Raw genomic sequence first — 25438 nt, 5'->3', positions numbered from 1 at the left:
ATAATTCATTTAAAAATGCAGTTAACATGCTATAAAGGCTCAAGTACAACCGCCTTCATTGTGTTGGCGGTTGATAGTGTTTTATCTATAGGTGATTTTAAATGACTAAACTGACATCAAGTATGCCCTGTGTGTTGATCATCGGTTTTGCGCCATTTGCAGGGGAGTCGATTAACCCTTCTTGGCAAGCTGTCAGCAAGTTGGACGACAATTTGATAGCGAAACATCGCGTTATCGCTTTAGAATTACCCTGCGAATTTAATCGTTCATTAGCGTTACTATACCAAGCGATAGAGCAGCACCACCCAGTCTTGGTATTGTGCGTTGGTCAAGCTGGTGGGCGCAGCGAAATTAGCATAGAACGTATCGCGATTAATATTGATGATGCCCGTATTAAAGACAATGCAGGTAACCAACCGATTGACACACCCGTTATCGAACATGCCCCTGCGGCTTATTTTACAAATCTACCAATTAAGCGCATGTTACTCGCATTACATCAAGCTGAGATCCCAGCAATCATATCCAATACCGCGGGGACCTATGTGTGTAATCACGTGATGTATGGACTGTTGCACCATATTAATCAGCACGAACCACATATCAAAGGTGGCTTCATTCATATTCCGTATTTACCCAGCCAAGTGGTGCACCATAATGGCGCAGCCAGTATGAGTGAAGACACTGTTATAAGTGCATTGAAAGTGATGATCAACGAAGCGATCAGTGCAAAACAGGATATAAAAGTAGCAGCGGGCACAACTCATTGATCAATTTGGTGCAAGCATGCTCGCAGTGGTGCATAAATTATTCTGAAAATATTGTAAAAGCTATGTGACTTAGTTAATTATTTCTGTTAAAACAAAGGTGAATAGTTAGGTATTTTAGGCCTAACTAACACACATGATAGGAATGAGGAGTTACTATGTGTTCAATTTTTGGTGTATTAGATATAAAGTCTGATCCCGCCCCATTGCGTACGCAAGCAATTGAAATGTCAAAATTATTACGTCACCGCGGGCCCGATTGGTCTGGCGTATATTCATCTGAAAAAGCGATTTTAGTGCATGAACGCTTAGCCATCGTTGGCGTTTCAAGCGGCGCACAACCTTTGTATAACCCAGAAAAAACCCATATTTTAGCGGTTAATGGCGAAATTTATAACCACAAAGAGTTAGCGGCTAATTTAGAGACTGATTTTACCTTTCAAACACAATCAGATTGTGAAGTTATCTTAGCGTTATACAAACAAAAAGGCCCTGAGTTTTTAGACGACCTAAACGGTATTTTTGCTTTTTGTTTATATGATGAAGAGCAAGATGCTTATTTAATTGGCCGTGACCATATTGGTATTATTCCACTTTATACTGGCCACGATGAGCATGGTAACTTTTATGTTGCCTCAGAATTAAAAGCATTATCGCCTATTTGTAAACACATTGAAGAATTCCCTCCAGGACATTTTTTATGGAGCAAAGATGGTGAGCTACGTCCTTATTACACACGTGATTGGCAAAGCTTTGATGCCGTAAAAGATAATGACGCAAAAGCGCAAGACGTCAAAGAAGCACTTGAAGCCGCCGTTAAACGTCAATTAATGTGTGACGTACCTTATGGCGTGTTGTTGTCAGGTGGTTTAGATTCATCGGTTATCTCAGCAATCACGCAACGATTTGCCGCTAAACGTATTGAAGATAATGACGAAAGTGATGCATGGTGGCCAAAACTGCATTCTTTCTCAGTCGGTCTTGAAGGTTCACCCGATTTAGCCGCAGCACAGAAAGTAGCTGATATGATTGGTACGGTTCATCACCCTATCCATTTTACAATTCAAGAAGGTATTGATGCACTGCGTGAGGTGATTTATCACATTGAAACCTACGATGTGACAACTATTCGTGCCTCAACACCAATGTACCTTATGGCGCGTCAAATTAAAGCTATGGGTATCAAAATGGTGCTCTCTGGTGAAGGTGCCGATGAGTTATTTGGCGGCTACTTGTATTTCCATAAAGCCCCTAATGCACAAGAATTCCATGAAGAGCTAAACCGTAAAGTGTCTAAACTGCACATGTTTGATTGCTTACGAGCGAATAAATCAATGGCAGCCTGGGGTGTTGAAGCCCGAGTGCCGTTCCTTGATAAAGAGTTTGTTGATGTGGCTATGCGCATTAACCCAGAAGGAAAAATGTGTGGCAACGGTAAAATTGAAAAACATATTTTACGTGAAGGCTTTGAAGGTTATTTACCAGATGAAGTACTTTGGCGTCAAAAAGAGCAGTTCTCTGATGGCGTTGGCTACAGCTGGATCGACACATTAAAAGAATACGTTGCTGAGCAAGTAAGTGACCAAGATTTAGAAAATGCAAAATTTAAGTATCCGATCAACACACCGGATTCTAAAGAGGCGTATTTTTATCGCAGCATTTTTGAATCGCACTTTCCAGGCGACGCGCCAGCGAAATGTGTACCGCATGGTAAATCAGTTGCCTGCTCTACCCCTGAAGCACTGTTATGGGATGCATCATTTCAAAATAATGCTGATCCATCAGGTCGCGCTGCTGGTATCCATAACGATGCCTATAAGCAAAAGTAATAATTTTACGCAATTATTACCTAGATACCTGCATAAAGCCCCGCGCTTTGTGCAGGTGTTTGCTGAACAAACTGTTTTTGATAATCCTCCCCACAATAAAGGCTCATCGGCACTGATCGTTATTTATAAATCTGGCTTAAGCCGTTTTATGATGCAGCGTATCGCAAACCATACTCATCACAGCGCCACTGTATTTTTGAAAGAAACTGAAATTAAAAGCCCTAGCTGCAGTATCCGTTGGTTCAACCAACACAATGAAATAAAGCGTTGTGGTCACGGTACCCTAGCAGCTGCTTTGTATTTAAAAAAATATCAAGGTAATTCACCTCGTCAATTTTATTCATTAACGGGTGAAATTTTTAAAATACAATCCAGTATTAATAACTTACAGCTTGAATTAACTGCCATAAACAGCGAAAAAATTGCCCCTGTGCACGCCATCGAAATGGCGATTAAAACGCCGTTCCTGCAAAGCTATGCAACAACCAGTAAACATGGGTATACCACTGTTTTAATTAATACTGAGCATCCACTTAAAGAACTTGATGTAAGAGTGACAGAATTAACAAACTACCCCAATGCTGTTATTGTTCTTCAACAAAATCCCCATAACGGCTGCTTCTCATTTCGATATTTTGCTCCTTACTATGGCATAGCAGAAGATCAGGCAACAGGATCTGCGTTAAGTGTGCTTGCGCCGCTTATTAAACAGCTAAACACAGAATATAAAGGCGCACTTTTTCAAGCATCCATAAACGGCGCTGTAATAAATTACCAATTAAAAAATCAGTGTGTGAGACTTTATTAACCTTTTAACAGGGGCGCAATAAACACAGTGCAAAATAATCATTATCATCACACCAAGTATGTTCTAACTTCAAGTTCGCCTGTTTTGCTAAAAGCTCGAACGCCGTTAATGTGTATTTATGAGAATTTTCGGTATGGATACTTTCGCCTTGTTTAAAATTCACTTCAACATTATTTATAAAAATGCGTTGCGTGCAGTTACTGACAAGATGCATTTCAATCCGGCTTTGTTGTTCATTAAAGCGAGATTGATGAGTGAAATTATCCAGTTCAAATGTCCCATTTAGCTCTTTATTAATGCGCAATAACATGTTTTTATTAAATGAAGCAGTGACTCCCGCCTTATCATCGTAAGCATTAAGCAGTACTTGGCGGTCCTTAACTAAATCTATACCAATTAAAACATAACCATTGATGCCACATAAACGGTGGAAGTTTTGCAAAATTTCAATGGCCTGAACGGGTGCAAAGTTACCCAGTGTAGAGCCAGGAAAATAAACTAGGTTTGTTTGATCTACCAAAGCAGATTTTTTTGCCAATTGCTTAACCATCTGACTGTGGGTGAAATCCCCCAACAGTGGCGAGATAACCAGTTCAGGAAAAAGCGGTGATAAGTGCGCTAAGGAATAATTAAGCATCTCTTTGGAGATTTCAAAAGGAACAAAGGTTTTTACATTGACTAAATGAGCAAGCAAATAAGCCACTTTTTTTCCAGAGCCACAACCAGGCTCGATGATCGAGATATCTTGTGGTAATAATTGAGCAATCGCATGAGAATGCTTATCTAAAATACTCAGCTCAGTCCGTGTGACATAATATTCACTAACGCCAGTGATTTGCTCAAATAACGCAGCCCCTCTATCATCATAGAAATATTTGCAAGGTAGCGACTTTTGTTGCTGTGTTAAGCCATTTAAAACATCATTTAAAAATTGCTGATCTAAAACGTTTTTATTTGCTACCGCTGTAAGGTGACTCATTCGCTATCCCTCGCAAGTCTTATACTACTTTGCATCCACGCTTGATGTGGATAATAAAAATTTCGATATGTGCTGCGTGAATGATTGTTTGGTGTAAATTGACAGCCACCACGCAGTACCATTTGATTACTCATAAACTTGCCATTGTATTCACCTGCGACACCACTGATAGGTTTGAAGCCGGGATAAGGCAAATAAGCACTGTTTGTCCACTGCCAGCCGCTATCACTTAGTTGTAGAAGTGTATCGGGTTGTTGAGCCGCGTATTCCCACTCGAACTCAGTTGGCAGCCTCGCATTTGCAAAATTTGCATAAGCATACGCTTCATAATAACTCACATGAGTGACAGCAGCGTTGAGATCCAACGGTTGTAAACCATTTAAAGTAAACTCAAACCATTCTTCGTTTATAAAATGCCAATATAGAGGCTGTGTTAGCTGCTCTTTTTGAATATAGTTCCAGCCATCACTTAACCAGTGGCTGGATTGTTGATAGCCCTGCTGATTTATAAATTCGAGGTATTCACCATTTGTCACCAATCGATTTGCTAAACTAAATGGGTGTATCAACACTTGGTGGTTTGGCCGCTCGTTATCATAAGAAAAGTGTGCGTCTAATGCTGCGCCTACAGTGATAATAGACTCTTTAAATTGCACAAATTCGATTGGGGCCTTGTTCGCAGTTGCTACTTTTGATTGATGATAAGCTGGGAACAATGGATTAAATGCAAAGTTATATTTAATATCCATTAACATCAGCTCTTGGTGTTGTTGCTCATGATTAATGCCAAGTTCAACAATCTCTTCTAAGCCATTATCACTTGTTAGCAATTCAGCCATTGCTTGGTCAACATAACGACGGTACTCAAGCACTGCGTTTAAGCTTGGTCGTGACAACGTCCCTCGATAAGCGCGGCTAAACTGCTCTCCAACACCATTATAGTAAGAGTTAAATAGCACCTTAAATTCGGCATTAAAAATACAGTAATTAGTAAGGTGCGGTATTAATAAGAAAGTTTCAAAGAACCATGTGGTGTGTGCCAGATGCCACTTCATTGGGCTGACATCTGGCATTGCTTGAAGCTGGCAATCTTCAACACTGAGGCTGCTAATTAATTGCTCTGAATCCCGCCTTACTTTCTTAAAGTAGAGCAAAAGCGCTTGAGTATCCTTTGCTATCATATTATCCCTCACAAACTAGCTGTATTAACTATAGTTTAAGTTTAGTTAAAAGGCATTTAAGTGACACTTAGATGAAATATTAATTAGAGTTGGATATTAAATTAGTGATTATTGCTTATTTTTCCTCATCATCATGACAGCACGAAAACGATCCTGTAAGCTATTCATTACCGTAATGGCTATAATTCAGCGGTTTACGAATAATCTAGGTTTACATTTTGACGATTACTTCTACACTTTAGCATAATACTAACTGCTATTTTTAGTTTGTCTACGAAGTAATAATCCTGTTCGGGATCGCTGCTCAAACCATTAAAACAAACGGAAATTTAACAAAAGAGGCTTATTCATGAGTGATAATCATGACAAATATAGTATTGATAATACGGACTATACGGTAGGCCAGGATAATATTCAGAAATGGGGATTTGATGTACATAATCCAGTTTTTGGTACCAGTGCTGGCTTAGTTTTAATTTTTTTAATCGCAGTGTTAATTAGTGATCCTGACTCAGCAAAAGCAATGCTAGATGGGATCAAATTCGACATCATTAATACATTTGATAGCTTTTTGATGTGGTCTGCTAATATTTTTTTATTATTCTGCATCGGTTTAATTTTCTCGCCTTACGGGAAAATTAGATTAGGTGGTGTAAGCGCGCGCCCTACTCATTCACGTCTTTCATGGATGGCAATGCTGTTTGCTGCGGGTATGGGTATAGGTTTAATGTTCTGGGGGGTTGCAGAGCCCGTCGCCTACTACACCGGTTGGTATGAAACGCCACTCAATGTCACACCTAATACGCCTGAAGCTGCAAAACTTGCCATGGGCGCGACCATGTTTCACTGGGGACTACACCCTTGGGCTATTTATGCCGTTGTTGCGTTGTCATTGGCCTTTTTTACATATAATAAAGGTTTACCGCTTTCTATCCGCTCTATTTTCTATCCCATTTTAGGTGACAGAACATGGGGTTGGCCAGGTCACGTCATTGATATTTTAGCAGTACTGGCGACGTTATTTGGTTTAGCAACTTCCCTCGGCTTAGGTGCGCAACAAGCCTCAGCGGGTATAGACCATGTATTTGGTATTGAATCCGGTGTTGGTTTACAAATTATAGTTATATCCGTCGTCACCTTATTAGCGATTATTTCGGTAGTACGCGGTATTGATGGCGGCGTAAAGCTACTCAGTAATATTAATATGTTGATTGCCTTTGCCTTGCTAATGTTCGTTTTATTAGTTGGCTTTGCAGCGTCTGTAGGCAACATTCCAACCACAGTAATGGGCTATATTGAAAACATTATTCCGTTAAGTAACCCGCATGGCCGCGAAGATGAAACCTGGATGCACGGTTGGACTGTGTTCTACTGGGCTTGGTGGATCTCTTGGTCTCCATTTGTTGGTATGTTTATCGCACGTGTATCTGAGGGGCGTACTATCCGTGAGTTTTTAATTGCGGTATTGCTTATTCCAACTATGGTCACGATACTGTGGATGTCAATTTATGGCGGTATTGCAATTGATCAAGTCATTAATGGGGTTGGTAAACTTGGTACCGAAGGATTAACGCAAGTACCACTGGCGATGTTTGAAATGTTTGATGAATTACCAATGGCTAAGTTACTGTCATTCACTGCGGTTGTTCTAGTATTGGTATTCTTTATTACCTCGTCAGATTCAGGGTCATTAGTTATTGATTCGATCACTGCTGGTGGTAAAGTTGATGCGCCAGTACCACAACGCATTTTTTGGGCGACGGTTGAAGGCGCCATAGCAGCAACACTACTTTGGGTAGGTGGAACGAAAGCGATGGAGGCACTGCAAGCCGGTGCCGTGTCCACAGGCTTACCATTCACGATTGTACTATTAATGATGTGTGTAAGCTTACTGTTAGGACTTAGAACCGAACCAAGAAGCTAAACACGGTTAACTAAAATCTAAAAACGCCGCTAAAATTAGCGGCGTTTTTTATATCCATAAATCTGCAAGCCGTGTGTCATCACGATAATGATATGCCAGCTGTGCTTGTAATAGCTCTGCAGTGGCCAAGGCATCGGTCAGTGCACTATGACTTTGATAAGCTGGCAGTGAATAACGTTTACGTGAGTCGCCCAATCTTACTGAATCAAGTTTCTTATTAAATAACCGGCCAATTAGCCCTTGTCTGGCTTGTAACGCGCGTTTCTCTAACTCAAGCGTATCAATCACTGCAAACTCAAGCCCCTCGCCTAGTCGAGCCTGTAAAGCCTGATATAAGAAATGACGCTCGATCGGCGCAAAGTGAACAACAATCACTTTTCCTGCCAATGCAGCTAATAAAGGCTCAATGATTTTTGAAAAATCAGGAGCATCAATCAATTCAGAATGGGTGATGCCATGAATAACAATTGATTCTTCATCGAGCTTTTGCTTGGGATTTACCAGCCAATGTTTACTGCCACTGCAGCTGATACGCCGAGTATTAAACGGCACTAATCCCGCACTGACAATATCATCATGATTAAAATTTAGACCGGTCGTCTCAAAATCTAAAGCCACTAACGGAACGTCACTAATCGCGGTATTACCATCAAAAATAGCATTACGGTAATAATGTTTTATACAGTCATTTTTGCTGCTGTTTTCTAGCTGCTTATAACGTTTTTGCCAATCAATCTGATTACCCGCCATATTATTTAATACCTGAATTAGCTGAGTATCTAAATTTAAGGAAGTTTTGTGCTTTGTCTAAAATAGCAAATGCTTCTTTTAGATTGCGCTGCTCAAAAGGCGATAATAAATGTGGTTCTAAATCATTATCCGGTTGCTCATCGAGTTGCTCTATTTGCCACGCTTGGTGACGAATACGCACCATCGCAATGTATTCAAGCGCATCTCTTAAATCTTGTGCTTTGCCTTCTGGCAGTAATTTAGCATCTATAATATCTTCTAAGCGCTCAAATGAATTTTGTTTACGTGACCCAACAGCCAAAGCATGTACCCTGATCACATCGGATAAGGGCGCTGTACCGCGTCGTTTAAGGTTCATTGAACGCTTATGTTGACCGTTATGTTCAAGCACAAAATCTTTAAAAAAGCCCAGTGGCGGTGTACGGTTGCGCGCGTTGGCAGCCATATTAGCTAAAAAGCGTTTATTGTTGCGCCCTTCTATGGCAATAAAGCGTTGCAGCTCTTGCGCCCACTTAAGTTTGCCGTATACGCCATCTAAATCAAAGAAAATAGCGCTATTGAGTAAAGCTTGTGGTTTCGGCTCTGCGATCCATTTAGCAAACTGCGCCTGCCATTGGTCTTTGGTCAATCGCCACTTTTTAAATGAAGCCATTATTTCACCAGCACAATAGGTATAGCCGCATTCAGCTAAGCCATCGCAAACAAAGTCAGCCAGTTTTTGAAAGTATTCATCATGCTTTTCTTCATCAAAACTGTTATCAAGAATAATGGCGTTATCTTGGTCAGTAACAATAAGCTGTTCATCACGGGCCATTGAGCCTAACGCAATAAAACAATACGGCACAGGTGGTGGGCCAAATTCTTCCTCAGCTAAACTTAGCAAACGCTGTTTAAAGGTGCGGCCAATCACAGCCATAGCGGTACCAATCATGTGTGAATTAGCGTCTTCATTTACCATACGTACAAATACGTTTGGTAATTGCCGTGCATAATATGCAAGATCTTCCACTGAAGGCTGCGATAAAATCCCCCGCACTAACAGTAAGCTGCTTTGCGATTCGTAACGTAAAATATCTGAAAGTGAGATCACACCAATAGGCTTTTTCTTAACAACAACAGGTAAGTGATGGATATTCTCTCGTAGCATCGCTAAAACAGCTTCAAAAATGTACGCGTTACTGTCTAGCAAAATTAAATCTTGCTGCATGATTGCTTGCGCGGTCATCGTGTAATCAAGGCCTGCGGCGATAACTTTACTGCGTAAATCTCTATCTGTAATGATGCCTACAACTTGACCATCATCATCTTCAGGATCGTCGCTAATTGGCTTATCAACATCGGTTACCAGTACCGATGATACCGACTCATCCGTCATCACTTGTGCTACGTGCTGTATGCTGGCATCTTTTGCCACAGTAACAACGTCGCGATGCAGTAGAGATTTTACTTTAGCCGTTGTTAAATCATTACTATCGGCTTGTTCAACAATTGCTTGATGCAGCCTTACCGTGCCGTTAGCTTCAAAATAGTCTGCAAATGCGTCAAATTTATCACAATATTTATTAAAGAATTCAACGTTAATACAATAAACTAAGGTATCTTCAAGGGCTTTTGCAGGGTAACGCACTTTGCGATTCATTAATAAACCCATTTGACCAAATATGCCGCCAACCGTTAATCGGTTGTACAGCTCACCATCACGTCGATACATTTCAACTGCACCACTGCGAATTATATATAAGTCATTTATATCATCGCCATAGAGAAGAATATTGGTTCCAGCTCGAAAGTAAGCAACTTCGATTTGGCAAGCTAGTTGGTTTAAAGCTTCTTCTGGTAGATCATCGAATGGGGCGTGCTCACACAGGAAGTGAGCGATATCAACATGTTCGGCTTGCATTAACATATCCGTTTTAAAGCGTTTTGTTGATTGTGGGCCTAATCGGCTATTTTTTCAAAGAAAAATAGCCGATCAGTGAAAGTTAAATAATTAGACTTGCGATAACTCTTGCTCTAACTGTTTGCTTTCATCGCCGCGCGGCGAGGTAAAACGCGCAAGACCTAAGTAAATAACCGGTGTTAAATACAAGGTAAATAATACCGCAAGTGATAAGCCACCAAACACCACCCAACCGATAGCGTTACGTGCTTCTGCCCCTGCGCCCGTTGATAATATGAGCGGCAACGCGCCAAGCAAGGTAGATACTAAGGTCATGGTGATCGGCCTTAACCGTACCAATGCCGCTTGCTCAACCGCTTTGCGCACCGTTAAACCTTGATCTCGTAATTGATCGGCAAATTCAACCAGTAAAATCGCATTTTTAGCAATTAAGCCTATTAGCATCACTAAGCCTATTTGCGAGTAAATATTAAGGGAAGTCCCCGTAAGATACAGCGCTAAGATTGCCGAAGTAATACCAAATGGAACGGTGACCATCACCACAATTGCACTGTTAACGTTTTCAAATTGTGCCGCCAACACTAAGAACACAATTAAAAATGCCAATATGTAGGTAATAAACACTTCATTAGAGGTTTCTTCAAACGTTAATGCTTCACCTTTGAATGCTAAGCTAATACCACTTGGCAAAGTTTGCTCTGCAATATCGCGTAGCTGTGAAACTAGCTCTGCAATGCTCATATCTTCAGGTAATTCCATATCCAATTCAATAGCACGACGCTGTGCATGGCGCTCAAGCTCTGCCGCAACCCCTTCTTCGCTAATAGTCGCAACACTACTCAAGGGTACGAGTCTGCCATTTGATGCACTAACATAGAGATTTGCTAAATCACTCGGATCGTTAATGGTTTGATTTTGTGCTTGCAACATAATAGGCACTGATTGATCACCAATATTGAGATCAGCAATATCATCGCCGTTGATTGCAGCACGCAATGTCACTGATATATCACTCAGTAAAACACCTAATTCATCAGCGCGGCGTCTATCTATATTAACCCGTAACTGCGGTTGAGATGGTTGATATGAAATTCGAACATTATCAATGGCCGGAATTTGCTGCTCAACTTGGGCGGCAAATAGCTGTGCGGCTTTATAGATTTGCAGGTAATCTTGCCCTAATAACGCCAGCTCAATCCCACCACCTTGGCCACGTAAATTTAAACTATTTGAACCATTTGGGTAGCCTGCTGCACCGGGCACATTGCCCAATGGAGTACGGATTTTATTGATGATCTCTTGCTGGGTAAAATGGCGTTCGTCCCAATGCTTTAATGGCACGGTGATAAACACGATATTAGGATCCCATTGCCCTACTACAGTATAAATGGATTCTATCTCACCGCTTTCTACGTACGGCAATAAAATGTCTTCCATTTGCATTGCTTGGCGATCCATAAAATTTAAGCCAACGCCATCTGGTCCACGGGCAAAGATACGAATTTTTCCGCGATCTTCTGATGGCAGTAACTCATTGTCTAAATTGACATACAAAGCACCCGACCCCGCTGCAACCAATACGCACGCTGCAAACGTTAGCCATGCGTGATCAAGCACCCAATGAATGGTTTTAGTATAAAGATTAGCAAGCCAATGGCCTATTTTTGCAAATGGGTGTTTGCCACCTTGCTTAAGTTTTAGTTTAGAGGTTAATGCAGGAACCAAAGACAGCGCGACAAAACTTGAGATGATCACCGCGCCCGCAAGTACTCCACCAAACTCTCTAAATAGCCGCCCTGCGGTTGAAGGTAAAAATGCAATCGGAACAAACACAGCCGCTAAAACGGCGGTTGTGGCAACCACCGCAAAAAATACTTCTCGGGTGCCCACCACGGCAGCTGCGCGTCGGCCAAGGCCTAAACCACGTTGCCGTTGGATGTTTTCACTGACCACAATCGCATCATCAACAATTAAACCAGTGGCAAGCACTAATGCCAATAACGTAAGTATATTGATTGAAAAGCCCAACGCCCAGATCAAGGCTAATGAGCCAATCAAGGCAACAGGAATTGCAAATGCAGGCACTAGAGTTGCCCGCCATGAGCCAATAAATATCCACAACGTAATGATCACTAATAATACAGTCAGTACTAACGAAGAGATCACTTCATCAACTGAGCTTCTAATAAACTGTGCATCATCCGATGTCAGGGTAAATTCAAGCTCAGGAAAACGTGTTTGCATTTTCGCTAATAAACTTAACACTTCATCGGATATCTCAATGGTATTTGATTGCGCTTGACGGATAACTTCCATGCCAATCACAGGTTGGCCATTTAAACGCACCATAGAGCGTGGATCTGCGGGGCCAAAATACACCGCTGCAATATCGCCAATCCGCGTGCCATCACGAATGATAATATCTGCTACTTGCTCTGCTGTGACCGATGTTGCATCTGCGCGGACAATAATTTGTTGATCCGCTGACTTTAAACTCCCTGCAGGAACATCAAAGGGAGCTTGGCGCAGTACTTGGGCTACATCAGGAACAGTTAAATTAAAACTGGTTAATTTAAGGGGATCTAATCGTACCCGTAATACTCGTTTGCGGTCGCCATTTAAGCGTACATCGGCAACCCCTGGAATGGTTAAAAACTGCGGGGCTAAATCAACCTCAACTAATTCTGTTAAAGCCTCAAGCGCTAATGACTCACTGGAAACGGTTAACGATACGACGGCTTCAGCATCGTTATCCGCTTTGATTATAGACACCCGCTCAACTTCTTCGGGTAAATCACGTTGCACGCGCGCTACGGATTCGCGGGTTTCATTTGCGGCATCATCAAGATCAACACCAGCACGAAACTCAACCACAATACGTGCGCTACCTTCTTCACTTTGTGCACGAATAGTTTTAACACCACTGACTCGTGCAACCGCACCTTCAAGTTTACTGGTTACCTCGGTATCAACCGTCTCAGGTGAACCACCGGGAAAAGAAGCCGATACCGTGATCCTAGGCGTATCAACATCGGGCAGTTCACGTACTTCAACTCCCGCAATGGCTGCAATACCTGCGATGATAATTAGTAAGTTAAGGACGACTATCAATACTGGGCGGCGAATTGCCATTGACGGCAAGTCTTGCATCATAGGTGATTGCATCCTTGCTACTCCTGTACGTTTGCAAGTGGCTGCACAAACTCAAGTGCTTGCGCTGGACGAAGTCGTTGCACGCCTTCAACCACTAAAATATCGTCTTCAAGTAAAGGTCCAGAAACCAATAAACGACCCGCTAAACGTTGTTGAATTTTCACATCAACACGGGTGGCTTTTTGCTCAACACTTTTCCAGACGTACGGGCCCGTCGCGCCCCACAGTAATGCCGCTTCCGGCACTGCCGCATAACGTTCACCTTGAATTTCTATATGCACTCTAAAACTCATACCAGGTAAAAATTGTGCGTTTTTATTCTCTAATTTTGCTTTGACCCGCAGCGTACGCGTTTGAGGATCGATTCGTGAATCAAGATAAGCAACTTTAGCATTAACAGCGGTGCTGCCTTGCCATGGAATAACCCGAACATTTCCGCTGTTTCTGAGCATACTAATTGCTGATTCTGGCGCGTTAAAATTGATATACAAAGCACGGGTATCATCAATACTGGCGATGGCCGTTTGTGTGGTGATACGGTCACCAACTTCCACATCAGTCAACCCCATAGTGCCACTAAACGGTGCGCGGACTTGGCGATCTTGTAGTTCAGTTTCAGCTTTAGTGACTGCGACTTTTGCCAACTCGTACACGGTTTTAGCATCGTCCAAGTCACTTTGCGGTACCGCTCCTTTAGCATGACTTTGCTGTAAACGAGTTTGAATACGCTCGCTATCAGCAAGCTTTATTTTCGCTTCGTTTAATGCCGCTGTTTGTCTACGTGAATCAAGTTCGAGTAACACCGCTCCTGCAACAACTTGATCACCGGGTTTAAAATGTACCGCTGTCACCTTATCACCTACTGCAGGGTAGAGGATCACAGAACGTATAGCTTCAGCATTACCAACGGCTTGCACTTGTTCTTTGGCATGTTCCATCGCAACGTGTTCTACAAGTACGTTGGTAGCCAATGCCGAAGGTACAACCGCAGCGCAGCAAAAATAAACACAGGTTATAAGCACGCGAAATTTCAAAAGATCACCTAATTAATTATTATTTCCATTATGATACGCAGTGTATCAGTCTTTTGATCAATAAAAAGTCTAGTTCGATTAACTAGCAAAACAATACGTTGAAATGACTTAGAACTTTCAGATCCGAGTAACAGGACGTAAACAAGCCTGACCGTCACAGATGTGCCTAAACTAAGCGCTAAATTTCCCTCATTTACTTCTCTTTGTGCAAAAAAATTTAGTGAATTATTCACAAAGAGGTTAAGAGACGCTGCGCTTTAGAGGAAGATAAGCAAATACTGTCAAAAGTAGGGCTTAGAAGCGAAGACCCTTCTCGAAGCTCAAAAACAAAAGGAATTAACATTGCACTAGGCAATGACTATTTAGCGTCATTGAGAGATATTGGATCAATATTCATTACGGAAGGTGAACCGCCCATTGCACTTCCTGTTGATAAAAAGCGCAGATGGATGTTGTGAGGTCTGGAGAAGACCTCCAGCTGCCCAATTATGTATTGTTTACACTACAATCTATTGTTGCGTTAATCTTTGGTGGATAGACAGAACCAAACTGACTATGCGAGCCATAAGTACCCATTTCATATTTTTTAACATGTACGTCACTAGATTTGCATAAATCTTTTCCTTTGAGCTCTACCAACTCTAACATATCTGTTTCATTAAGATCTGTATGACCAAGAACCTCAATTGAATACGTTCCATCAGAGTTTTTGCTTACATCGCTATACTGGACTACTACACCTTTATAAGTTTTCATTCCAACGCAACCAGTGATTATTAATACGAGTAAAGGTAGGTATTTTTTCATGCTTATCCTTAAATGCATAACGAGCCTGTAGAATAACCCGTTTTTAATTTATTTTTATTGATGCATTAACCATAGCCGAGTTGCTATTTTGATTCAATCAGTTACTTCGATTTTACGTAAAATATAAAAAGCGGATTTAGTGCTGTTCTAATTGCCGTTTTGGGAGGTATTACAGGTGTTTGAGTGGCTTATTTGAGGTGATAAGGGCTTACTCTAATTAATGCATCGTGTTTTACGCATGCAGATATTAGCATTCAAGTTAATCCTCATTTTCTTCTCTTTCTCTTCTCTTTGTGCAAAAGATCTTTAAATGAATTATTCACAAAGAGGTTAAGAGGCGCAGCACTTTAGAGGAAGATAAGCAAATACTGCTCTAATAACATAAGGATTATCGCATAGCCCGCCCCTTTGTGTTGCCATTGAGTATTCATTTTCGTTTTCCGCGCAAGATCAATTTATTCATACCTTTGTTAACTGTATTAAGCAAGGCTGCTACCTCGTTCGCGCTATTTTATTTGTCGCCACATCTGAACCACAGTATAGGTAACTTACAACGATATTTCTCATGCTTGTTAAAATAAAAATGGCGGATATGCCGCCATTTTAAATTAGTTAGTTTTGAGTGTGCTATTTAAATCAGCTTACCTAAACAGTACTGCTTCTTTATTAAACCATTTAACGCAAAATGCCAGTAATGCACCGGCAACAATCACTGTGGCTAAGAAGATCAAACCTAGCAAGGTGTAATCAATGGTGCCTTTAATAATTTCTTTTATTGCAAGTGCCACATTAGTAACGGGAATAAACGCTGTTTTGGCATTCAGCTCTACGTTAGGTAATAGTGCAACGATAATGGGAAAGATAACCCCCATGCTCAACGGTGTCATGTAGTTTTGTGCTTCTTTAAAGGTACGTGCATAAATAGAAATGGCTAAAGCAAGTGATGAGAATATTGCTGCAACAGGAAGTAAGATAATAAAGATTAACGCAAGATCTAACACTCGTAACGAGCTAAACGCAGTTTTAACAACAGCTAAGTCAACAAAAGTGATCGCTATACTGATCCAAATCCCCATACTCAGTACTGTGATTGTGGTGGTCGCGATTGATGCTGCAAGTAAGGTAATAAACTTACCTAATACCAGTTGTGTACGGGTGATCGGTGTGAGTAATAGCGTTTCTAACGTACCGCGTTCTTTTTCACCAGCACCTAAATCGATTGCTGGGTAAGTTGCGCCCATTAGCACCAATGGAATAAGCAAATAAGGAATAAAGCCCCCTATTTTCTCGCCTAAATTCTCTCGTTTATCAGCAGTATCAACTTTAACAACCTTTATTGGTGCAATGATTGCCTGCTGTTGTTGCTCATTAATACCGTAACTAAGTAGCTTTTCGGTTCGCAAATTATTGCCAAATTCTTCAGCTAATTCTTTGACTCGGTCAAATAAAAAGTTAATTGCTTTAGAATCGTTGTAAACCACTTGCCACTGACTTTGCTGCGCTTCATCTAGGGTTTGTTTAGCATCCGAAGGCAAGTAAATTCCCATATCTATGATGCCTGCTTTTACTGCCTCCTCAAGCTCTGCAACAGTGGTAAAAGTTTGCTCGCCTTTATAGAGTTCAAAACTTTTATGGTAAAACACTTTATCGGTAAACGACTGTGCATACTGGCCATTAATAATGGCATAGGTATTTACTTTTTGCTCGGCTTCAAGTGCTGCTTGAGAGCTTATAAATGCCATAACAGCGAATAACAGAGGAAAGATAGCAACTGGCAATGCAACAATAAAAATCAAGGTCTTTTTATCACGCAATAACTCTTTTATTTCCTTTTTAAATACTTCAAACATCATTTTTCTCCGTTAGAATGTTCATAAATGCTTGATTCAATTCGTCGCTCTTGCCTACTTTTTTAAATTCCTCAAGACTGCCATCAAAACAACTTATGCCTTCGTTGATCACTGCAACGCGGTCACATAATAAGGCCACTTCATCTAAATGATGGGTTGAAAAGATAACCGGCGTACCTTGCGCTTTTAATCCTTTGATAAAGTTGATCACCGTTTGTGTGGTCATGATATCAAGCCCTGTGGTTGGCTCATCAAGCACAACCACTGCCGGATGATGCACTACGGCACGGGCAATATTGGCTTTTTGTTTCATCCCGGTTGATAGGTTTTCTGCGCGCTTGTCAATAAAGCTATGCATATCGAGTAAATCAAATAGCTCCTCGCAGCGCGATTTTATCGCCGTTTTGCTCATACCGTGCAGTTTAGCAAAATATTCAATGTTCTCTTTTACTGTTAAACGGCCATATAGCCCTGTACTACCCGATAAAAAGCCAATAGATTTGCGGCCAAATAATGGCTTTTTAATAATGTCTTCACCCGCAATGTGAATACTGCCAGCATCTGGCTTTAGGGCTGTGGAGATCATTCTTAAAGTCGTGGTTTTACCTGCACCATTTGGCCCGAGTAAACCCAATACTTCACCTTTATTACAATGAAAATTGACATCTCGCACTGAGTGAAAAAAATCTTTATCTTCTCTAGGATCGATTTTATCTTGTTTATTTTTTTTATGATCTTTGGTCAGCTTAAACTTCTTTTTAAGCCCTGATACTTCTATCATATTCGTGTCCTTCGTTTCGGTCTAAAGTAATCCGTATTACTATAGAATTCGGGGTTATTATTGTCATACCAGCCCGGTACACCTAATAAGGGTAACGGTGAAAGCTGGCTGTTGTCCCTTAAACAGTTATCATGCTTAATCATCTCATAAAGAGTTTGATCAATATACTGGTACTGCTGTGCTAAATCTTTACAAAATATGTCACTCGGTACTTTTACAAATAACGCTTTACCCGTTAAACCAATATAGGGTTTTGTTAGCATTTCATAATTAGCATGGCCAAACATAAATGGCGCAATGGTTTTGCCCCATGAAGCTCTGTGGGTAATAAAAGCGTCTTGCCATTGGTGATTTTTAAGTAGCTGTGGCCAAATATCATCACACACCGCAAGTACCACCCCACATTCATCAAATAAGGTCAGTGCATTACGGTGTTTAGAGCGTTGCTTTGTGCCGTGCAAGGTGATCTCTTCAACATGACGTTGGTTGATTAATGCTTTGGTTTTAGGAAATAAACACCAGCTCAAGCCACCAAATAGGTCATGCCAATTTTGTTGACGCGTAGGTACTTGACCGGTGTCAAAAATGATTTGCTCATAATAGCGTTCTTCTTCAGTGAAACAGGCATCGTCAACGAAACTAATGACTTGTTGATTAGCGTTTTTAGCATCAAGAAAGCTTGAAAACCATGCACACGCTGGCCAGTCAGTTAAACTGTTCAAAGAAAATAATCTATTTAAGTGGTTAAATGCGCCATTTTCTAAGCTGGCGCTATGCCATTGTTCGTGAGGAGTAAAACGCTTCATGAGTATCTTTAGCTTTACAGTAATTTTAGGGGGAGTTTACCGCAAAAACTGGTTCTATTTAATAGAAGTTCTTATACTCTGCCCACTTAAAACAAAAAAAGAGCGACTATGAAACGTTATTTTTCTCTTACACTCCTTGCAACTGCGGTACTTGCAGGATGTGCAACAACAAGTCTTACCTCTGATGATGTTAGCAAAGGTTATGATTCAATAAATGCCGAACAACTCGCTGAGCATGTAAAAGTGCTGGCATCGGATGAGTTTGGTGGCCGCGCGCCTTCTTCTAAAGGTGAAGAGCTGACACTGGCCTACCTGACAACTGAATTTAAAAAACTGGGTTTTGAGCCAGGCAACGGCGATAGCTTTTTACAAGAAGTGCCGTTGGTTTCGCTAGAAGCTGATTCAGATATGGTGCTTAATATTGGTGGTAAAGCGTACCAATATAAAACAGACATGGTAATGGGCAGCAGCCGTATTAGTGAACAACAAAGCATTAAAGATTCTGAGTTGGTGTTTGTTGGTTATGGTGTCAATGCACCCGAATACAACTGGAACGATTACGAAGGCTTAGATGTTAAGGGTAAAACGGTCGTTATGTTGGTTAACGATCCTGGTTTTGCAACTAAAGATCCTGCGTTATTTACTGGCGATGCAATGACCTACTACGGTCGCTGGACATATAAATACGAAGAAGCGAGCCGTCAAGGTGCAGCAGGTGCCATTATTATTCATGAGACAGCGCCTGCGTCATACCCTTGGTCTGTTGTAGAAAATTCATGGAGTGGCGAGCAGTTTGGTTTTCAAAAAGAAAACAATAATATGGACAGAGTTGCAGTTGAAGGTTGGGTAACCACAGACGTTGCCAAAGAGCTTTTCACTAAAGCCGGTTTGGACTTTGATACCGCAAAAGCCAATGCTTCGAAAGGAGCCTACCATGTTGATATGGGCGATTTAACAGCGTCAGTTGCGGTTAAAAACACCATTAAAAAGTCTATTTCGTATAATTTCATCGCCACTTTACCAGGTAGCGAGAAAGCCGATGAGCATATTATTTATTCAGCGCACTGGGATCATTTAGGCACTGATAAAAACCGTAAAGGCGATCAAATATACAATGGTGCTCATGATAACGCGACAGGCACCGCTGGGTTAATCGAAGTTGCCGAAGCCTTTGCAAGTTTACCTAAGCACCCCAGCCGTTCGATGACCTTTTTAGCTGTAACAGCTGAGGAGCAAGGCTTATTAGGGTCTAAATATTATGCTGCAAACCCGGTGATCCCAGCAAATAAAACAGTTGCGAATATCAATATGGACAGCCTAAATTTATTAGGCAAAGTTAAAGACATTAGTGTTGTTGGTCTTGGTAAATCTGAAATGGACACGCTATTAGAAGCTGCAGCTAAAGCACAAGGGCGCACTGTATCAGGCGATCCTAAGCCGTCATCTGGAGGCTACTACCGCTCTGATCACTTTGCGTTTGCCAATATGGGCATTCCAGCTATGTATGCAGGTGGTGGCACCGAAGCGCTCGATGAAGACACGGCTAATTATCGTAAACGCATGAGCTTAGTGCTACGTGGTTGTTACCATCAGCCATGCGATAGATACCGTGATGAGTGGGATTTATCCGGCGCTGTGCAAGACTTACAATTGTTTTACCAAGTAGGTTTTGACATTTCTGAGCAAGCTCAGTGGCCTAAATGGAACGAAAATTCTGAATTTCAAAGAAAATAACGCAAATGATATTGATTTTCATTTGATTTAATTTTAAAGTGCAACTTATATTATTTTTAGGTTGCACTTATGCCCCCTCTTACACTCACCAAATTTAGTTTTGCAATTTCTTCGCAAGTTATTCTTAGTAATAAGCGACTTTTACTACCGATATTGCTACTACTGTGTTTAGCTTATCCACCGATAAGATCGCTCACATTAACCGCAATGAGCGATGCATTTTTTCAAGTCAGTGTATTTGTCGCTGCGACTTTGTTTCTTTACTACTGTGCAATTGATCGTTTACCACAATTAGAATTGGGTACTTTAAGTCAAAAATCACCACTATTGGAAGTAAGCTTTGCCTCACTGCTCGGTGCACTGCCCGGCTGTGGTGGTGCGATTATTGTAGTGACACAATTTACCAAAGGACAAGCCAGCTTTGGCTCTGTGGTGGCAGTGTTAACAGCGACAATGGGAGATGCTGCATTTTTATTATTAGCGACCAAACCACTTGAAGGACTACTTATCATGCTTATTGGCCTAAGTGTCGGTGTCATTAGTGGCAGCGTAGTAAATGCTTTCCATAACGCTGATCACCTTCGACCTGCAAAAAACAACTACACAGATGACTGCTATAACCGCCCAAGTAAAGCGCTGATAATGAGTAAATCTATTTGGCAAGTTGTGTTGATCCCGAGCGTGATTATTGCGGTGCTGATAGCGATTAATACTGATTTCAGTAGCTTCGATGCTGTGCTGGCAGACGCCATTACAGTGTTTGGCGCTTGTATGGCATTTATCGCTGTCGCAACGTGGGCATTATCATCTAAAGGGCAAAGCTACCAAGACGTTGCCTCTGAGGAAGAGACCATTACGCCGCCTTCAAAGCTCTATAAAGTTTTGCAAGATACCCATTTTGTCACAGCTTGGGTGGTTGCATCTTTTATGTTGTTTGAGATCTTAATTACTTTTGCTGGAGTGGATTTAAAAGCCTGGTTTGTCCATTATGCGTATTTAGCCCCTTTAATTGCGGTGTTGATTGGGTTTTTACCTGGCTGTGGTCCGCAAATAGTGGTCACCACACTTTATATTCAAGGGATCATACCTTTTAGCGCCTTAGCTGCTAATGCGATATCGAATGATGGTGATGCATTATTCCCGGCGATAGCGATGGCACCGCGTGCTGCATTGGTCGCGACTATTTATTCAGCTGTGCCGGCAATACTTGTAGGTTATGGCTTGTATTTCTATGGCATTTAAATTTGTGACCATAAAAAACCAGCACTAGGCTGGTTTTAAAATAGGTAACGTTTAAAGTTAACTCATTGCCATCATCATTTTGGCTGGGTTCTCTAAATACGACTTCCACAAGTTATTAAAACGTGCAATCGTGCCGCCATCAATCACGCGATGATCACCAGACCAACTGACTTGCATAATAGCTTTACTCACAACCTGACCTTGCTCATCAAAGCGTGGTAAATGCTGTAACTTACCTAAGGCAACAATTGCCACTTCTGGCTTATTAATAATTGGCGTTGCTATGGTGCCGCCAATTGCGCCAATATTAGAAATACTAATAGTACCGGCTTTTAAGTCATCCGGTGTTACGCGCCCTTCTCTTGCAGCATCCGTTAGTCGCGTTACTTCATTAGCAACATCAACAATACTTTTTAACTGGCATTGTTTGATGTTAGGCACTAATAAGCCAATTTTTGAATCGACTGCCATGCCAATATTGTGATCGGCAAAATAGGTAAGCTCAGTACAGTCATCATTCACTTTTGAATTTAATACTGGGAACTCTTTCATCGCAAGCGATAAGGCCTTGATGAAGAACGGCATCATGGTTAACTTAACACCTTGTTGCTTATACTGCTCTTTCAATTCAGTACGCAGTGTAATAAGTGCGGTTAAATCAATTTCGTCACAAAATGTAAAATGTGGAATTGTACTAACTGAGGCAATCATTTGCTTAGCCATCGCAGCTTTAATACCTTTAATTGGCTCAACCCGTGTATTACTTGTAGCGCAAGTTTTAGTATTTGCGTCATCAGAATTAACTTGCAATGGCGATGTATCAATGCTGTTTGGTACTTCACCTTTTACAAAGCGTTCAATGTCTTCTTTATAGATACGACCATTTTTACCACTACCTGGCACTGTGGTTAAGTCAACATCCAGTTCTCGCGCTTTGCGTCGAACCGCTGGTGAAGCCACTGCTTTTTGATTTACTTGTTTTGCCTGCTGAGCCGTGCCTGAAGTTGCACAAGCTGCTTGCTCACTCACTACACTTTTAGGTTCTACGGCTTTTGTTTGTGCTTTAACAAGGGCATCACTGACATCAACTTTTGCTGAATTAGTACCTGCAATCGACATTTGAAAAAGCGGGCTGTGTACTTGAGCCACCTCCCCTTTTGCATAATAAAGCTTGACCACAGTGCCTGTATATTTGGCGGGAATTTGCACCAAGGCTTTATCTGTCATTACATCACAAACAGCCTGATCTTCTTCAATCACATCGCCTTCACTGACTAGCCATTCAACAATTTCACACTCGACAATGCCTTCACCGATATCTGGTAAAATAAAGTCTTCGAGTTGCTCTGTACTGTTGGTAGTTGCAGTTTCACTAGGGGCTGCTTGTTGTTCTGACTCAGCGCTCGCCTCACCTGCCACATCCATTGCAAAAAGCGGCGCATGGACTAAGGCAATATCACCTTTAGCATAATAGAGTTTGGTGATCACCCCATCATGTACTGCTGGAATTTGCACTAGCGCTTTATCAGTCATTACATCACAAATAGGTTGATCTTCAGTAACCTTGTCACCTTCCGCAACCAGCCATTCAACCACTTCGCATTCAACAATGCCTTCACCGATATCCGGTAAAATAAAATCTTTTGCCATGATAACTCCTAAAATTCGACCGATTGCTTGATTGCAGCGAGTACTTTTAATGCATCCGGTACATATTCTTTTTCAAGTGCTAATGGATACGGAGTATCTAAGCCGCAGACGCGTAAAATAGGTGATTCTAAATGCAAAAAGCATTGTTGCTGAATTGTCGCTGCAATTTCTGCACCAAAACCATTTGTAATTGGCGCTTCATGACTAACAATTAAACGGCCAGTTTTAGTTACAGACTTGGCAACCGTTTCCATATCCCAAGGTAAAATACTGCGTAAGTCAATCACTTCACAACTGATACCTTGCTCACTGGCACGTTTTGCAGCATCTTCGATGATTTCCATCTGCGCGCCCCACGCCAGTAGTGTCACATCGGTACCTTCACTAACAACTTCGGCTTTACCCAGTTCAATACTGTAATCTTCTTCAGGAACTTCACCGGTAGAAGCACGGTATAAACGTTTCGGCTCAAAGAAGATAACTGGGTTATCATCTTTAATCGATGCACGTAACAGGCCTTTAGCTTGGTACGGGTTACGTGGCACTACAATTTTAAGTCCTGGGGTGTGCGCAAAATAGGCTTCAGGTGATTGTGAATGATATAAACCACCAGCAATACCGCCACCGTAAGGAGTACGAATAGTCAAGTTACCCACATTAAATTCATTACCGCTACGATAACGAAACTTAGCTGATTCATTCACTATTTGGTCAAACGCAGGAAAAATATAATCAGCAAATTGAATTTCAGCAAGTGCTGGTGCGCCAAACGCAGCTAAGCCATTGGCAAAGCCCATAATACCTTGCTCAGTAAGTGGCGTATTAAACACTCGATGCTGGCCGTATTTTTCTTGTAAGCCTGATGTGGCACGAAATACCCCACCAAAAAAGCCAACATCTTCGCCAAAAATACACGCTTGCGGGTGTTCGGCCATGGTGATATCAAGGGCTGAATTAATTGCATGTAACATGTTCATTTTAGCCATTACTTAATTCTCCCTGCTGTGATTGGGTAAGCATCTGGGTGTTGCTTGATGTGGGTTTTTAATTGCTCATACTGACGTTGCAGTGAAGGAATTGGCGTATCGTAGACATCAGATATCAATTCTTCTAATGCTGGTTTTGCAATCACTTCCGCGCGTTTTAAGGCGGCTAAAATATCTTCACGAATTGTTTCTTTCGCTTTAACGTCTTCTTCTTCATTTAGCCAGTTTTGTTTCACTAACCATTTACGAAAACGCTCAATTGGGCATGCTTGGTAATTCGCTTCTTCATCTTTAGAGCGATAACCACTTGGATCATCTGAGGTTGAATGCGCGCCTAAACGATACGCTATCGATTCAATCAGAATTGGTTCGCCAGTAGTTGTAGCGATTTCCCGTGCTTTTTTGGTTGCTGCATAAACAGCCAATGCATCAGCACCATCGACACGAATTGTTTTAATACCGTAGCCAACTCCGCGACAAGCAATACCGTCTCCTTTAAACTGTTCATCCGCAGGCGTTGAAATCGCATAACCGTTATTACGGGCAAAAAAGATAACCGGAGACTTATGTACCGCAGCCATATTTAAACCCGCATGAAAATCACCTTCCGATGCCGCACCTTCACCAAAATAACAAATGGTGATGTTATCAATGGCCGAATTTAGCTCACCTGTTTTGGCGTCAATATGCTTAATTTTTTGACCGTAGGCATAGCCTGTCGCTTGCGGAATTTGCGTACCAAGCGGAGAAGAAATAGTCATATAATTAAGTGCTGCACTGCCATAATGAATTGGCATCTGGCGGCCTTTACCAAGATCAAGCTCATTTGAAAACATTTGATTCATAAACTGATCAAGAGTGAATCCACGATAATGCAGTGCTGCTTGCTCACGGTATTGCGCCATGATCATATCATCTTGATCAAGGGCTGCCGCTGATGCAGTTACCGCAGCTTCTTCACCCAAACATTGCATATAAAAGCTGACACGGCCTTGACGTTGAGCGGCTTGCATACGCTCATCAAGCGCACGAATAAACCGCATTGTTTCATATAATCGCAGCGCTGTGCTTTCGTCAATATCAGGGGCTGTTGCACCGTCTTGGATATCGCCATCCTCGTTTAAAATACTCAAGGTCGGAATATTCAGGGCATGACCATCAATAAATTCTAGATCGTGACTGATATTCAGCGATACGTTATTTGGATTACTCATAACCTACCTTCTTTTGTTGTCAACACAGTGCAAATCGCTTGTT

The 25438-nt window shown here is 41.5% G+C and carries 19 protein-coding genes; 6 read left to right on the top strand and 13 right to left on the bottom strand.

Translation table 11 applies throughout. The features are described from left to right. Positions 1–101 precede the first annotated feature (101 nt). The 3 genes from pcp (at position 102) to A7968_RS08655 (ending at position 3404) form a co-directional block, all read left to right on the top strand. Positions 102–770 (top strand): pyroglutamyl-peptidase I, encoded by a 669-nt coding sequence (pcp, locus tag A7968_RS08665; protein WP_084448111.1) that lies wholly within the window; start codon positions 102–104, stop codon positions 768–770. A gap of 155 nt (positions 771–925) precedes the next feature. Then, a complete protein-coding gene (gene asnB, locus A7968_RS08660; protein ID WP_064666183.1) occupies positions 926–2596 on the top strand; it encodes an asparagine synthase B in 1671 nt (556 codons plus the stop codon). Further along, positions 2577–3404 (top strand): PhzF family phenazine biosynthesis protein, encoded by an 828-nt coding sequence (locus tag A7968_RS08655; RefSeq protein WP_064666182.1) that lies wholly within the window; start codon positions 2577–2579, stop codon positions 3402–3404. Before asnB ends, A7968_RS08655 begins: the two co-directional genes overlap by 20 nt. Positions 3405–3408: 4 nt before the next feature. Here the strand turns inward: A7968_RS08655 and egtD are convergent, their stop codons facing one another. Next, complete coding sequence (gene egtD, locus A7968_RS08650; protein WP_064666181.1) at positions 3409–4383, bottom strand: L-histidine N(alpha)-methyltransferase; 975 nt, start codon at positions 4381–4383, stop codon at positions 3409–3411. Beyond that, entirely contained in the window at positions 4380–5564 is a 1185-nt protein-coding gene (egtB, locus tag A7968_RS08645) for an ergothioneine biosynthesis protein EgtB (protein WP_064666180.1), read from the bottom strand. Before egtB ends, egtD begins: the two co-directional genes overlap by 4 nt. Before the next feature lie 349 nt (positions 5565–5913). Between egtB and A7968_RS08640 the strand changes: the two genes are divergently transcribed. Beyond that, positions 5914–7488, top strand: coding sequence for a BCCT family transporter (locus A7968_RS08640; RefSeq protein ID WP_064666179.1), 1575 nt, complete (start codon positions 5914–5916; stop codon positions 7486–7488). 48 nt (positions 7489–7536) lie between these two features. Here A7968_RS08640 and A7968_RS08635 read toward each other — a convergent pair whose 3' ends face one another. The 8 genes from A7968_RS08635 to A7968_RS08600 form a co-directional block, all read right to left on the bottom strand. Continuing rightward, positions 7537–8238, bottom strand: a complete 702-nt coding sequence (locus tag A7968_RS08635; protein ID WP_064666178.1) for a 3'-5' exonuclease — start codon at positions 8236–8238, stop codon at positions 7537–7539. A 1-nt stretch (position 8239) separates the two neighbouring features. Continuing rightward, the gene (locus A7968_RS08630) at positions 8240–10138 is read right to left on the bottom strand and encodes a DUF294 nucleotidyltransferase-like domain-containing protein (protein ID WP_064666177.1); all 1899 of its coding nucleotides are present in this window, start codon (positions 10136–10138) and stop codon (positions 8240–8242) included. 90 nt (positions 10139–10228) lie between these two features. Beyond that, the gene (locus A7968_RS08625; protein ID WP_064666176.1) at positions 10229–13303 is read right to left on the bottom strand and encodes an efflux RND transporter permease subunit; all 3075 of its coding nucleotides are present in this window, start codon (positions 13301–13303) and stop codon (positions 10229–10231) included. Between the two features lie 5 nt (positions 13304–13308). Further along, on the bottom strand, positions 13309–14325 hold the full coding sequence (locus A7968_RS08620; protein ID WP_064666175.1) for an efflux RND transporter periplasmic adaptor subunit: 1017 nt from the start codon (positions 14323–14325) through the stop codon (positions 13309–13311). A gap of 486 nt (positions 14326–14811) precedes the next feature. Further along, entirely contained in the window at positions 14812–15132 is a 321-nt protein-coding gene (locus A7968_RS08615) for a hypothetical protein (RefSeq protein ID WP_064666174.1), read from the bottom strand. A gap of 641 nt (positions 15133–15773) precedes the next feature. Next, complete coding sequence (locus tag A7968_RS08610) at positions 15774–16982, bottom strand: ABC transporter permease subunit (protein ID WP_064666173.1); 1209 nt, start codon at positions 16980–16982, stop codon at positions 15774–15776. After that, positions 16975–17763, bottom strand: a complete 789-nt coding sequence (locus tag A7968_RS08605; protein ID WP_064666172.1) for an ABC transporter ATP-binding protein — start codon at positions 17761–17763, stop codon at positions 16975–16977. The genes A7968_RS08610 and A7968_RS08605 overlap by 8 nt, the downstream gene beginning before the upstream one ends. After that, complete coding sequence (locus A7968_RS08600) at positions 17760–18569, bottom strand: DUF3025 domain-containing protein (protein ID WP_064666171.1); 810 nt, start codon at positions 18567–18569, stop codon at positions 17760–17762. The genes A7968_RS08605 and A7968_RS08600 overlap by 4 nt, the downstream gene beginning before the upstream one ends. A gap of 108 nt (positions 18570–18677) precedes the next feature. Here A7968_RS08600 and A7968_RS08595 point away from each other — a divergent pair, with 108 nt between their 5' ends. Both A7968_RS08595 and A7968_RS08590 read left to right on the top strand, forming a co-directional pair. Further along, entirely contained in the window at positions 18678–20303 is a 1626-nt protein-coding gene (locus tag A7968_RS08595; RefSeq protein WP_064666170.1) for a M28 family metallopeptidase, read from the top strand. 69 nt (positions 20304–20372) lie between these two features. Then, a complete protein-coding gene (locus tag A7968_RS08590) occupies positions 20373–21545 on the top strand; it encodes a putative manganese transporter (RefSeq protein WP_064666169.1) in 1173 nt (390 codons plus the stop codon). Positions 21546–21602: 57 nt separating this feature from the next. Here A7968_RS08590 and A7968_RS08585 read toward each other — a convergent pair whose 3' ends face one another. The 3 genes from A7968_RS08585 to A7968_RS08575 are packed head-to-tail and all read right to left on the bottom strand — an operon-like array spanning position 21603 to position 25395. Continuing rightward, positions 21603–23195 (bottom strand): dihydrolipoyllysine-residue acetyltransferase, encoded by a 1593-nt coding sequence (locus A7968_RS08585; RefSeq protein WP_064666168.1) that lies wholly within the window; start codon positions 23193–23195, stop codon positions 21603–21605. An 8-nt stretch (positions 23196–23203) separates the two neighbouring features. Then, positions 23204–24181, bottom strand: coding sequence for an alpha-ketoacid dehydrogenase subunit beta (locus A7968_RS08580; protein ID WP_064666167.1), 978 nt, complete (start codon positions 24179–24181; stop codon positions 23204–23206). Continuing rightward, the gene (locus A7968_RS08575) at positions 24181–25395 is read right to left on the bottom strand and encodes a thiamine pyrophosphate-dependent dehydrogenase E1 component subunit alpha (RefSeq protein ID WP_064666166.1); all 1215 of its coding nucleotides are present in this window, start codon (positions 25393–25395) and stop codon (positions 24181–24183) included. The genes A7968_RS08580 and A7968_RS08575 overlap by 1 nt, the downstream gene beginning before the upstream one ends. Positions 25396–25438: the final 43 nt, after the last annotated feature.

The organism is Pseudoalteromonas prydzensis (assembly GCF_001661495.1).
Taxonomy (GTDB): Bacteria; Pseudomonadota; Gammaproteobacteria; order Enterobacterales; family Alteromonadaceae; genus Pseudoalteromonas; species Pseudoalteromonas prydzensis.
The sequence above is the reverse complement of the archived record's forward strand: the minus strand, read 5'-3'. Positions and strand labels throughout refer to the sequence as shown.